Source organism: Phycicoccus sp. Root563, from assembly GCF_001427915.1.
Lineage (GTDB): Bacteria > Actinomycetota > Actinomycetes > Actinomycetales > Dermatophilaceae > Pedococcus.
In genome coordinates this window covers 1,355,961-1,367,743 of the sequence record NZ_LMGM01000001.1, presented here as the reverse complement: position 1 = coordinate 1,367,743, position 11,783 = coordinate 1,355,961, and the positions used below count along the sequence as shown (strand labels likewise).

13 protein-coding genes are annotated in these 11,783 nt (G+C 71.7%); 9 read left to right on the top strand and 4 right to left on the bottom strand.

Going from position 1 to position 11,783, the window contains the following annotated elements; all coding sequences use genetic code 11:
- Positions 1–7 precede the first annotated feature (7 nt).
- Positions 8–565: a GNAT family N-acetyltransferase gene (locus ASD62_RS06420; protein WP_056915250.1), complete on the top strand. Its 558-nt coding sequence runs from the start codon at positions 8–10 to the stop codon at positions 563–565.
- A gap of 10 nt (positions 566–575) precedes the next feature.
- Here ASD62_RS06420 and ASD62_RS06415 read toward each other — a convergent pair whose 3' ends face one another.
- Both ASD62_RS06415 and ASD62_RS06410 read right to left on the bottom strand, forming a co-directional pair.
- Positions 576–1,775, bottom strand: a complete 1,200-nt coding sequence (locus tag ASD62_RS06415) for an N-acetylglucosamine-6-phosphate deacetylase (RefSeq protein WP_056915249.1) — start codon at positions 1,773–1,775, stop codon at positions 576–578.
- Entirely contained in the window at positions 1,772–2,674 is a 903-nt protein-coding gene (locus tag ASD62_RS06410; RefSeq protein WP_056915248.1) for an SIS domain-containing protein, read from the bottom strand. Before ASD62_RS06410 ends, ASD62_RS06415 begins: the two co-directional genes overlap by 4 nt.
- Positions 2,675–2,969: 295 nt before the next feature.
- On the opposite strand from ASD62_RS06410, the gene ASD62_RS06405 reads away from it, so the two are divergent.
- The 7 genes from ASD62_RS06405 (at position 2,970) to ASD62_RS06375 (ending at position 9,504) form a co-directional block, all read left to right on the top strand.
- Positions 2,970–4,214 carry an extracellular solute-binding protein gene (locus ASD62_RS06405; protein WP_056915247.1) on the top strand — a complete coding sequence of 415 codons (1,245 nt, stop codon included), beginning with the start codon at positions 2,970–2,972 and terminating at the stop codon, positions 4,212–4,214.
- 12 nt (positions 4,215–4,226) lie between these two features.
- Complete coding sequence (locus tag ASD62_RS06400; RefSeq protein ID WP_369818812.1) at positions 4,227–5,180, top strand: carbohydrate ABC transporter permease; 954 nt, start codon at positions 4,227–4,229, stop codon at positions 5,178–5,180.
- Positions 5,177–6,016, top strand: coding sequence for a carbohydrate ABC transporter permease (locus ASD62_RS06395; RefSeq protein WP_235529058.1), 840 nt, complete (start codon positions 5,177–5,179; stop codon positions 6,014–6,016). Before ASD62_RS06400 ends, ASD62_RS06395 begins: the two co-directional genes overlap by 4 nt.
- A complete protein-coding gene (locus ASD62_RS06390; protein WP_056915246.1) occupies positions 6,013–6,822 on the top strand; it encodes a DeoR/GlpR family DNA-binding transcription regulator in 810 nt (269 codons plus the stop codon). The genes ASD62_RS06395 and ASD62_RS06390 overlap by 4 nt, the downstream gene beginning before the upstream one ends.
- Before the next feature lie 2 nt (positions 6,823–6,824).
- Positions 6,825–7,742, top strand: a complete 918-nt coding sequence (locus ASD62_RS06385; protein WP_056915245.1) for an ROK family protein — start codon at positions 6,825–6,827, stop codon at positions 7,740–7,742.
- Complete coding sequence (locus tag ASD62_RS06380; protein WP_056915244.1) at positions 7,739–8,668, top strand: 1-phosphofructokinase family hexose kinase; 930 nt, start codon at positions 7,739–7,741, stop codon at positions 8,666–8,668. The genes ASD62_RS06385 and ASD62_RS06380 overlap by 4 nt, the downstream gene beginning before the upstream one ends.
- Before the next feature lie 2 nt (positions 8,669–8,670).
- Positions 8,671–9,504, top strand: coding sequence for a class II fructose-bisphosphate aldolase (locus tag ASD62_RS06375; RefSeq protein ID WP_056915243.1), 834 nt, complete (start codon positions 8,671–8,673; stop codon positions 9,502–9,504).
- Positions 9,505–9,571: 67 nt separating this feature from the next.
- Here ASD62_RS06375 and ASD62_RS06370 read toward each other — a convergent pair whose 3' ends face one another.
- A complete protein-coding gene (locus ASD62_RS06370; RefSeq protein ID WP_056915242.1) occupies positions 9,572–10,591 on the bottom strand; it encodes an aldo/keto reductase in 1,020 nt (339 codons plus the stop codon).
- A 100-nt stretch (positions 10,592–10,691) separates the two neighbouring features.
- Positions 10,692–11,078, bottom strand: a complete 387-nt coding sequence (locus ASD62_RS06365; protein WP_056915241.1) for a MerR family transcriptional regulator — start codon at positions 11,076–11,078, stop codon at positions 10,692–10,694.
- 80 nt (positions 11,079–11,158) lie between these two features.
- On the opposite strand from ASD62_RS06365, the gene ASD62_RS06360 reads away from it, so the two are divergent.
- Positions 11,159–11,782 (top strand): histidine phosphatase family protein, encoded by a 624-nt coding sequence (locus tag ASD62_RS06360; protein ID WP_056915240.1) that lies wholly within the window; start codon positions 11,159–11,161, stop codon positions 11,780–11,782.
- The last annotated feature ends 1 nt before the right edge of the window (position 11,783 follow it).

Genomic DNA, 11,783 nt, shown 5'->3' with positions numbered 1-11,783 from the left:
TGCCGGTATGACGTTGCCGACCCCCACCCTGCACACCGATCGCCTGCTGCTGCGCCCCTTCGATGACTCCGACGCGGACGCCCTGTTCCGGCAGCAGAGCGACCCCACGGTGCTGCGCTACTGGGACTCACCGCCCTGGGTCGACCGGGCTCGGGCGGACCAGTTCATCGCAACCTGCCGGGACCTCGAGCGAGAGGGCAGCGGCGCGCGCCTGGTGGTCACCCGGCACGCTGACGGGGAGTTCCTCGGCTGGGTCAGCCTCACGCGGTGGAACCCCATGTTCCGCAGCGCGTCCCTCGGCTACTGCTACGGCGAAGCCGCCTGGGGCCGCGGCCATGGCACCGAGGCGGCTCGGGCGGTGCTGCGCTGGGGTTTCGAGACGCTCGACCTCAATCGGGTGCAGGCCGAGGCCGACACCCGCAACATCGGTTCGACCCGGGTGCTGGAGAAGTCGGGCTTCGTGCGGGAGGGCACCTTGCGCGAGGACTGCATCGTCGATGGCGTCATCTCCGACTCGCACGTCTACGGGCTCCTGCGCCGGGAGTGGGAGCAGCAGGTCGCGTAGCCGACCGCGCTCAGAGCCAGGCGCCGTGGCGCAGGACGCCCACGGGGTGCAGCTCGCGGTCCGTGACGAGCACGTCGGCCCGGGACCCCGGGGCCAGGGTGCCCACGCCCACCAGCGACAGCGACCGCGCCGGAGTCGCCGCTGCCGCCGCCACGACATCCACCAGGTCGATGCCGAGCTCCGTCACGCACCACCGGACCTGGTCCAGCAGCGTGGAGACCCCGCCCGCGAGCGATCCGCCCTCGGCGAGCCGGGCCTCGCGACCGCGGACCTCGACGTCCCGGCCCCCGAGCGTGTAGGTGCCGTCGTCGAGGCCGCTGGCCGACATGGCGTCGCTGACCAGCGCGATGCCTGCCGGGCCGACGGTGTCGAAGACCAGCTGCACGGTGGCGCCGTCGAGGTGGACACCGTCGGCGATGAGCTCGACGACAGCCTCGCTGCGGGCGGCCGCGCCCAGCGCGGCGGCGACCGGGCCGGGGGCGCGGTGGTGCAGCGGCGGCATACCGTTGAAGAGGTGGGTGACCAGGGGGAGCCCGCCTCGGACGCCGCCGCCGAGCACGGCGGACAGGGCCCGGGAACAGGTCGCGTGGTCGGCGTCGGTGTGGCCCAGGGCGCCGAGGACCCCGTGTCCGGCGAGGGCCGAGGGGAGGCTGCCGGAGGGATCGCGCTCGGGGGCGAAGGTCATGTGCAGCAAGCCACCACCGGCCGCGGCCACCAGCGCGTCGACCAGGTCGAGGTCGACGTCGACGAGCGCCGCGGGATCCTGCGCCCCGCAGCGCAGGGTCGACAGGAACGGACCCTCGAGGTGCAGGCCCGCGAGCTCCCCGGAGGCCACGAGCGGGGCGAGGGCCGTGGCACCGGCGAGCAGGACGGAGGCCGGGGCGGACACGAGCGAACCCACCACGGACGTCGTCCCCGCCCGGTGGTGGTGGGCCGCGGCCGTCCGCGCGCTGTCCGCGTCGGGGCCGAACTCGCCACCGGCGCCGCCGTGGCAGTGCACGTCCACCAGGCCGGGGAGCAGGGTGACGTCCCCGGGGAGGTCGTCACGGGTGGGCAGCCCCGCCCACAGGTCGGGCAGCTCGGTGCGCGGACCGGCGTAGGAGATGCGGTCGCCCTCGACCACGACGGCCCCGTCCTCGACGACCCCACCGGGCAGGACGAGACGTCCGGTCAGCAGGAGTCGGTCGAGGGTCGGGCCGTCACTGGTCACGACAGGATGATGGACCGCGAGAGGTGCCGCGGTCGATCAGGGTCCACGCCGGCGCGTCCCGCCTTGAGCAGGCACAGCCGGTGGACGCGCAGGAGGTCGGCCAGCGGGTCGATGTCGCGGTGCTCGAAGTGGGCACCCGTCGCGCGGACGTCCTCGTCGAGCCCGGGCGGGACCTCGCCGAACGCCCACGTGGCCCCGCCCTCGGTGGTGATGCTGATCGGCCCGTGGCGGTACTCCATCGCGGGGTACGCCTCGGTCCAGAACTGGGCCGACTCGCGGAGCTTCAGGGCCGCCTCCTGGGCCAGGCCGTTGGTCCAGCCGCGCCCCACGAAGGTCAGCTGGGCGGCATCGGCCACCCCGGCCAGCGCGCTGTCCTCGTCCTCGGCCAGGACGGCCTCGGCGTCGGCGATCGCCGGGCCGAGGTCCTCACCGAGGGTGGCGCGCAGCAGCGCCAGGACGGTCGTGGCGAAGCGGGTCTGCACGACCGACTGCTCGTCCACCTCGGGCAGGAGGAAGGCGTGGGTGGCCAGCGACGGGATCGCCGTGCCCTCGGTCGCCACGATGGCCGTGGTGGTTCGCCCGTCGGCCCGCAGGCGCTCGAGCAGCTCGATCACCTCGGTCGTGGTGCCGGAGCGGGAGATGGCCACGACGTGGTCGAACTCCCGGGTGAGGGGGAACTCGCTCGCGGCGTGGGCTTCCGTGTGCCCGGCGCCGGACTGCTCGCGCAGGGTCGCGTAGGCCTGCGCCATGAAGAAGGAGGTGCCGCAGCCGACCACGGCGACGCGGGCGCCAGGGGCCGGCAGGACGGCCAGGGCCTCGTCGACCCGGCTGCGAACGGCGGCCCAGTCGGTGGGCTGCGTCGCGATCTCGTGGGCGAGGTGGCTCGAGTAGGAAGTCATCGAGATCCCATCTGTGAGTGATTGAGAGTGCTGAAAGTCTCTACCAGTCATATTCGATCAGTCAAGATCCCGGCGGTATGTCCCGTTTCGCGCAGGGGTTTGGTGAGAATCTCTCGGAAATGGGTGCGGTGAAGTGCTTGACGAGGCTCGCGGGGAGGGCCAAGGTTTCCCTCATGCTTCCTCGAAGATGAGCGAAGCGCGCTTGAAACGCTAGGAAACGATCATCCGTTTCGCGACAGTGACGAACGACTTGAGGAGCGACGTGGGCACCACGACTTCACGACACACACAGGCGGTGCGTTGGGGCGGCCTCGCCCTCGGCACGGCATTCGCCCTGGCGGCCTGCTCCGGGGGCACCGGGGCCGGCACGGCCGGCGGCGGCGACAGCTCGGGGAAGAAGGCGACGACCATCAAGCTCGTCGCCGCGGAGTACTCCAAGGACCACACGAAGGCGTTCTGGGACAAGTTCGCCACCGACTACAAGGCCAAGACGGGCAACACCCTCGAGGTGCAGATCGTCAGCTGGGACGACATCGACCAGCAGAGCTCGACGATGGTCCAGAACAACAACCCGCCGGACATCCTCAACCTCAACGCGTACGCGAGCTACGCGAAGGACGACCTGCTCTACAGTGCCGACGACGTGCTGTCGGACTCGGTGAAGTCCGACCTGCTCGAGGCGTTCGTCAAGTCCGGGTCCTACAACGGCAAGATGTACGGCATGCCCGACCTGAGCTCGGCGCGGGCCATGTTCTACAACAAGAAGCTGTTCCAGCAGGCGGGCATCACCGCGGCGCCGAAGACCTGGGACGAGTTCAAGGCCGACGCCAAGAAGGTCTCGGCCCTCGGGAACGGCGCCATCGGCTACGGCCTGCCGCTCGGCCCGGAGGAGTCGCAGGGCGAGTTCTCGATCTGGATGTTCAACAACGGCGGAGACTGGAAGAAGGACGGGAAGTGGACGATCAACTCGGCCCAGAACGTCGAGACGCTGTCGTTCCTCAAGTCGCTGTCGACTGACAAGCTGACCCAGAACAACCCCGGCAAGACGAACCGCCAGGACGCGTTCGACCTGTTCGCCTCCGGCAAGGTCGGCATGGTCGTCGGCTTCTCGCCGCTCGCGGCCACCCTCGACGCTGCGAAGAAGGTCGACTACGGCGTCGCGCCGATGCCGACCAAGGCCGACGGCGGCGAGCCGCAGACCTTCGGCGTCACGGACTACCTCATGGCGTTCAAGAAGGACGGCAACAAGGACGCGGTGAAGGCGTTCTACGACCTGTACTACCAGAAGGACCAGGTCAACTCGTTCATCAAGGCCGAGGGCTTCCTGCCGGTGACCAAGTCCGGCATCGAGGAGTTCAAGTCCGACACCAAGCTCGCGACCTATCTCGAGACGCTGCCGAACGCGCACCTCACGCCGACCGACGACCCCACGTGGGACAAGGTCAAGCTCGCGGTCCAGCAGAACCTCGGCACCGCGATGACGGGCGACCCGAAGGCCGTGCTCGACAAGCTCCAGAAGTCTGCTGAAGCCGGCGGCTGAGCGTGANCTCCCGTGGGTGCGACCGGTGACCCGGCCGCACCCACGGCGGGTCGCCGGCCGCGCCGGGCACGCCCGCGCCGCGGCCGGGCCTCGCTGGGTCAGGCGCTCCTGTGGCTGGGGCCGGCCCTCCTCCTGATCTTCGGCGTCGTCGTCTACCCGGCCGTCGAGCTGGTCAAGGCCTCGCTGTCGCGCTACTCGATCACGGGTCTGCGCAAGGGCGACGCGGGCCTCGACAACTACACGAACGTCCTGGCCAACGAGTCGCTCGGCACCGTGCTGACCAACACCCTCGTCTGGGTGGTCGCCGTCGTGGCCCTGACGATCCTCATCAGCCTCGGCCTCGCGCAGTTCCTCACCAAGGAGTTCTGGGGCAGACGGATCGTGCGCTGGGCCGTCATCGTCCCGTGGGCGGCCTCGCTGGTCATCACGGCGCGGTTGTTCAGCCTCATCTACAGCTACTACTACGGCACCCTCAACGCCGTCCTGCTGAAGATCGGCCTCGTGGACACCCCCATCGACTTCCTGGGTGACGACCGCTGGATCATGCCGTCGATGATCGCGGTCGGGGTGTTCGTGTCGATCCCGTTCACGGCCTACGTGTTCGTCGCCGGCCTGCACGCCATCCCCACCGACGTCTACGAGGCGGCCCGCATCGACGGTGCCTCGCCGTGGCAGATCTGGCGCCGGATCACGTTGCCGCTGCTGCGCCCGGCCATCCTCGTGGCGACGGTGCTCAACATGATCTACGTGTTCAACAGCTTCCCGATCATCTACACCCTCAACGAGTCCAACCCCGGCTTCAGCCACGACACGACGATCACGTTCATGTACAAGCTGGCGTTCAAGAGCGCCGAGAAGGACGTGGGCCAGTCGGCTGCGGCCGGCCTGTTCAACGTGCTGCTGATCCTCGTGGCCGTCGTCATCTACCTGCGTGTCTCGCGCTGGCGCGAGGAGGAGGAGTCGTGAACGGCACCCTGAGCTGGCGTCGGATCCGCCCGGCGGCGATGCCGGTCATCGGCCTCGGGGTCGCGTTCGCGTTCCTGTGGCCCTACCTCGTCATGCTGCTCGACGCGTTCCGCCCGAGCGGCGACGTGGTGCAGACCCCGGCGTCGATCCTGCCGCGGGAGTGGAAGTGGACGACGTTCTCCGAGGTGGTGGGGGACGAGCGCTTCCGCGCCTGGCTCCAGACGTCCCTGATCGTGGCCCTGTCCTCGACGGTGATCGTGGTCCTGGTCGCCGTCCCGGCGGCATACTTCACCGCGCGGTTCCGCTTCCCCGGGCGGATCGCGTTCCTCTTCCTGGTCCTCATCACGCAGATGTTCTCGCCGACCTCGCTCGTCGTGGGCATCTACCGGGAGTTCTACGCGCTCACCCTCGTCGACACCTACCAGGCGCTCATCCTCACGAACGCGGCCTTCAACCTCGCGTTCGCGATCTGGATCCTGCACGGGTTCTTCGCCTCCATCCCCAAGGAGGTCGAGGAGGCGGCGGAGCTCGACGGGTGCGGACCCCTCCTGCGGCTGCGCCGGGTCATGCTGCCCCTCACCCTGCCCGGGCTCGTGACGGCGACGATCTTCACCTTCATCGCGGCGTGGAACGAGTACGTCGTCGCGCTGACCCTGATGCTCAGCGACGAGAAGAAGCCACTCACCGTCGGCATCAACTCCTACGTCACCGGCTACGAGCAGAACTGGGACCAGCTCTTCGGTGCCTCGATCATCGCGATCGTCCCCGTCGTCATCCTGTTCGCGGTCATCGAGAAGCACCTCGTCGGGGGCCTGACTGCCGGGTCGGTCAAGTGACCGCACCCACCGCCAGGCCGGCAGACCGGGGGGCGCGCTGGAGCGCCCTCCTCGGCCTGCTCGCCGAGCACGGGCGGCTCAGCGTGACCGAGGTCGTCGAGTCGCTCGGCGTGAGCGAGGCGACGGTGCGCCGCGACTTCGCCGACCTCGCCGCCCAGCAGCTCGTGACCCGCACGCACGGCGGCATCGTCGCGACGGCGGTGGCCTACGACCTGCCGGCCCGCTACAAGCAGGCCGGCGGCGACGACGCCAAGGACCGCATCGCCGCGTGTGCCGCGGACCTCGCCCTCGAGGGATCGGTGGTCGGCTTCAACGGCGGCACCACCACGAGTGCCGTGGCACGACGCCTCGCCGCCCGGTCGGACCTGGCGATGTCGTCGCGACGCCCCGCCATCACCGTGGTCACCAACGCGCTCAACATCGCCACGGAGATGGTGCTGCGTCCGTTCGTCCGCTGCGTCTCCCTCGGTGGCGTCGCCCGCCCGGAGTCCTACGAGCTCTCCGGCCCGCTGGCGGCGATGGTCCTCGGCGAGCTCTGGCTCGACACCGTCTTCCTCGGCGTCGACGCGGTCTCGGCGACGGCCGGTGCGATGTGCCACCACGAGGGCGAGGCCGGCATCAACTCGCTCATGGTCGAGCGCTCCGAGCGCGTCGTGGTGGTGGCCACGGGCGCCAAGCTCGGCACCAGGGCGTTCGCCCGCATCTGCCCGTCGTCGCGGATCAACCTCGTCGTCACCGACGGCAGTGCACCGAAGGCCGCCGTCGCCGACCTGCGTTCGGCCGGCATCACGGTGGAAGTGGTCTGAGCGTGGCGCAGGTCGTGGCCGCCGTGGACGTCGGCGGCACCAGGGTCAAGGCCGCGCTGGTCGACGCCGCCGGCCACGAGGTCGAGTCCCGGACCGTGCCCACCGTGCCCGGCGCCTCGGTCGAGGGTGTCCTCGTCGGCCAGGTCGCCGGGTTGGTGCGCGACCTGCGCGACAGCGCCGGCAGCCGGCACGAGGTCGGTGCGTGTGGCGTCGTCGTCCCCGGCCTGGTGGACGGCTCCGCGGGGGTGGCCCGCTGGTCGGCCAACCTCGGATGGCGGGACCTTCCCGTGTCAGGTCCCCTGACGGAGCTGCTCGGGCTGCCGGTGGCGCTGGGCCACGACGTGCGCGCCGGGCTCGTGGCGGAGGTGCGCTGGGGCGCGGCCTCCGGCGCACGCAACGTCCTGTTCCTGCCCGTCGGCACGGGCATCGCCGGAGCCCTCATGCTCGACGGCCGCGTCGTCGAGGCCGACGGGTGGGCCGGCGAGCTCGGTCACGTGGTCGTGGAGCCCGACGGTCCGCTCTGCGGGTGCGGTGCCCACGGGTGCCTCGAGGCGGTCGCCTCCGCGGCTGCCGTGGAGCGCCGGTATGCCGCGCTGTCGGTTCCCGTCGCGGGCGGCCACGTCGGCGCCGACCGGATCGCCTCCCTGGTCGACGCCAGCGACCCGCTCGCCGTCGAGGTGTGGGGGGTCGCCGTCGAGGCGCTGGCCCGGGCCGTGACCCTCACCGTGACCCTGACGGGGGTCGAGCGGGTCCTCGTCGGTGGTGGGCTGGCACAGAGCGGGGAGACCCTGCTGGGTCCGCTGCGGGCCGCCGTCGCGTCCCGGCTGACGTTCCAGCGGGCGCCCGCCATCGAGCGGGCGCAGCTGGGGGAGCGGGCCGGGTGCCTCGGCGCGGCCGCACTGGCCTGGGACCTCTCATGATCCTCACCGTCACCCCCAACCCCGCCCTCGACGTGACCTACGACGTCGAGCGGCTGGCCGTGCACGAGAGCCACCGGGTGCTCGCGGTCCACGAGGTGGCCGGTGGCAAGGGCATCAACGTCGCGTCGGTGCTGCACCTGCTCGGCCACGACGTGCTCGTCACCGGAGTCGTCGGCGGCCCGACGGGTGACCAGGTGCGCGCGGACCTCGACCGTCGCGGCATACCCCACCGGTTCGCGCGTGCAGCCACGCCGACCCGGCGCACGACCACCGTGGTGAGTGGGGAGGACGGCGAGGCGACGGCGTTCAACGAGCCCGGGCCACCGTGGCCCGGCGGAGCCTGGGGTGGTCTGCTCGACCACGTCGCGGCCCTGCTCGACGACCTCCCCGTGACGGTGCTGGTCGCGTCAGGCAGCCTGCCGCCGGGCGTGCCCGACCATGCCTTCGCCGACCTGACGACGGTGGGGCGGGACGCCGGCGTGCCGGTCGTCGTCGACGCCTCGAGAGCGGCACTGCTCGGCGCCCTCGCGGCGTCCCCGGACGTCGTCAAGCCGAACCGTGAGGAGCTGCGCGGGGCCACCGGGGTCGACGACCCCGCGATGGGAGCGAAGCTGTTGCAGGACAGGGGCGCCCGCCACGTGGTGGTCTCCCTGGGAGCCGACGGGATCATGGCCGTGGCGCCCACCGGCGAGGTCGTCCGGGCGCGGCTCGGGGCGAGGTTGCGCGGCAACGCCACGGGTGCCGGCGACGCGGCCGTGGCCGCGCTCGCGGTCGCCCTCGCGCGCGGGTCGGACTGGGCGTCCGGAGTTGCCGACGCCGTGGCGTGGTCCGCCGCGGCCGTCCTGCAACCCGTCGCCGGATCCGTCGACCCCCGAGACATCGAACGACTGCGGCCGACCGTCCGCGTCGAGACCCTGGAGGACTGACCGTGCTCGTGCCGTTGACCGAGGTGCTGGGCCCTGCGCGAGACCGGGGCCGGGGGCTGGGCGCCTTCAACGTGATCCACCTCGAGCACGCCGAGGCGCTGGTCGGCGCGGCCGAGGACGTGGGGCTGCCCGTCGTCCTCCAGATCAGTGAGAACACCGTCGCGTGGCACGGTTCGCTCGCGCCGCTGGCCGCGGCCACCAGGACGTTGGCCGAGCGGGCGTCGGTGCCGGTGGTGCTCCACCTCGACCACGCCGTGTCGGTCGACCTGGTCCGCGAGTCGCTCGACCTCGGGTTCACGTCGGTGATGTTCGACGGGTCGACCCTCGACGACGCCGCGAACCGCTCCACGACGCGGGAGGTCGTCTCGCTCTGCCACGAGCGGGGCGTCGATGTGGAGGCCGAGCTGGGCGAGATCGGCGGCAAGGACGGTGTCCATGCCCCAGGTGTGCGGACGGATCCCGTTGAGGCACAAAGGTTTGCGCTCGACACCGGGGTCGACGCGCTGGCCGTGGCCGTCGGCTCCTCCCACGCGATGACCGAGCGCACCGCCGCGCTCGACCTCGAGCTGGTGGTGGCGATCCGCGCCGCGGTGCCGGTCCCGCTGGTCCTGCACGGGTCCTCCGGCGTGCCGGACGACGGCCTGGTGGCCGGGGTGCGGGCCGGCATGACCAAGGTCAACATCGCGACCCACCTGTCCAGCGTGTTCACCGGAGCCGTGCGCCACCACCTCGAGTCCGATGCCCGGCTCGTGGACAGCCGCAGGTACCTCGGACCGGCACGTTCGGCGATGCGGGCCGAGGCGGCGCGCCTGCTCGAGCTCCTCGCCCTGCGCTGACAGGGCGAACCCACGCACGGAGGGGCCGACGCGGCGTACGCGTCGGCCCCTCCGTGGGGGTGTCGGCTCAGGCGTCGATGTGGGACATGTCGCCGTACCGGTCGCCTGCGACCGCGTCGCGCGGCACGGCCTGCTCGAGGGCAGCCAGGTCCTCGGCGCCGAGCTCGACGCCGATCGCGGCGACGTTCTCCTCGAGGTACTTGACCCGCTTGGTGCCGGGGATGGGAGCGATGTCCTGCCCCTGGGCGAGGACCCAGGCCAGGGCCAGCTGCCCGGGCGTGCAGCCCTTGGCCTCGGCGAGCTGCCTGATGCGCTCCACGAGCAGGAGGTTGGCGTCGAGCGCCTCGCCCTGGAACCGCGGGAAGTAGGGCGACCGGCGCGCGTCGGCCTCTCCGTCGGCACCCTGGGTGCGGGAGATCGTGCCGGTGAGCATGCCTCGACCCAGGGGCGAGTACGGGACCAGCCCGATGCCGAGCTCCCGGACCGTCGGCAGGATCTCGTCCTCGAGGTCCCGGGTGAACAACGAGTACTCCGTCTGGAGCGCGGTGATCGGGTGCGTGGCGTGGGCGCGACGGATGGTCTCGGCCGAGGCCTCGGACAGGCCCAGGCGGCGGACCTTCCCGGCCTCGACCAGCTCGGCCATCGCCCCGACGGTCTCCTCGATCGGCACCGTCTTGTCGACGCGGTGCTGGTAGTACAGGTCGATGTGGTCGACGCCGAGACGCTGCAGGCTGGCGTCGGCGGCCTTGCGGACGTACTCGGGGGAGCCGTTGATGCCGAGACGCTCGCCGTTCGCCCCACGCTCGTTGCCGAACTTGGTGGCCAGGACCACCTCGTCGCGACGTCCCGCGATGGCGCGGCCCACGAGCTGCTCGTTCGTGAACGGGCCGTACATGTCTGCCGTGTCCAGGAACGTCACGCCGAGGTCGAGGGCGCGGTGGATCGTGGCGATGCCCGACGCCTCGTCGGGGGTGCCGTAGAACTCGGACATCCCCATGCAGCCGAGGCCGAGGGCGGAGACGGTGAGGTCGGTGCCGTGGTCGGCGCTGCCGAGCACGCGGGTGGGGAGGGCGTTCGATGTCGTCATGGGCTCCACTCTCCGACTTCGAGTGCGCTCCAAGTCAAGCGGGGCGGTACCCGGGCGGGCGGGTCGGGTCAGGTCGGTCAGGCGGGTCCGGTCAGGCCGGTCAGGCGGAGCGGCGACGGGCGGGTCGGGCGAGCCGGGAGCGGTAGAGCTCGATCTTCGTGTCGATGGCCTCGAGGTGCGCCCGGACCTCCTCGAGGTCGGCGAGCACCTTCTCGCGGTGGGTGAGCAGGAGCTCCAGCCGCTCGCGCTCGTTGCCGTCCCCGCCACGCACGAGGTCGGCGTAGGTGCGGACCTCGCGGATCGGCATACCCGTGGCACGCAGGCGGGTGAGCATGGTGATCCACGTGACGTCGTCCTCGGTGTAGCGCCGGTGTCCCGAGGGGGCGCGGTCGACGACGTCGAGGAGCAGGCCGTCGCGCTCGTAGTAGCGCAGGGTGTGGGCGGTCAGACCGGTGCGCTGGGCCGCCTCGGCGATGGTGAAGGTCACCCACCGATGCTCATCGCGCGACGGCGCGAGGTCAAGCGCGGGGCCTACCCGCAGCGCCGCACGCGGCATACCCTCGCAGCGTGAGCGACCTGCACTGCCCGGCGACGTTGCTCGTCGCGCGGCACGGTGACGCGGAGTACGGCCACCCCTCGGTGCTCTCGGACGAGGGCGGCTGGCTCAGCCCCCGGGGGCGGGCGCAGGTGCGCGACCTGGCACGGTCCCTGCGGGACAGGCGGGTCGCCCGGGTCTTCACCAGCACCCTCGAGCGCGCGGTCGAGTCGGGGCAGGTGGTCGCCGAGCTGCTGGGGGTGGACGCGGTGCAGGTCGAGGGTCTCGAGGAGTTCTCGGTGGGGGCGCTCGCCGGCCGTCCCCACGACGACCCCGAGCTCGCCTCGGTGTTCAAGGCCTGGATGCACGGCGATCGCGGCCGGTTCATCCCCGGCGGCGAGTCGGGGGCGGAGGTCCTCCGGCGCTACCGCGAGGCGCTGCAGGGGATCGCCGACCAGCACCGCGGCGAGACGGTCCTGGTGTTCTCGCACGGTGGCGTCATGTCGTTCGTCCTGCCCCGGCTCGGCGACGCGGTCCGTGAGGACCTGGTGGCGCGCGCCTTCCTGCCCAACTGCGGGGCGGCCGAGGTGGAGGTCGACGGTGACGGCTTCCGGGTGCTGAGCTGGCCCGGTTCGCTGGACCGCAGCGTGGTGTGAC

Coding starts and splice junctions, on each gene's coding strand:
- ASD62_RS06410 (WP_056915248.1), bottom strand. CDS start 2,674: ATGACTTCCTACTCGAGCCACCTCGCCCACGAGATCGCGACGCAGCCC.
- ASD62_RS06380 (WP_056915244.1), top strand. CDS start 7,739: ATGATCCTCACCGTCACCCCCAACCCCGCCCTCGACGTGACCTACGAC.
- ASD62_RS06420 (WP_056915250.1), top strand. CDS start 8: ATGACGTTGCCGACCCCCACCCTGCACACCGATCGCCTGCTGCTGCGC.
- ASD62_RS06370 (WP_056915242.1), bottom strand. CDS start 10,591: ATGACGACATCGAACGCCCTCCCCACCCGCGTGCTCGGCAGCGCCGAC.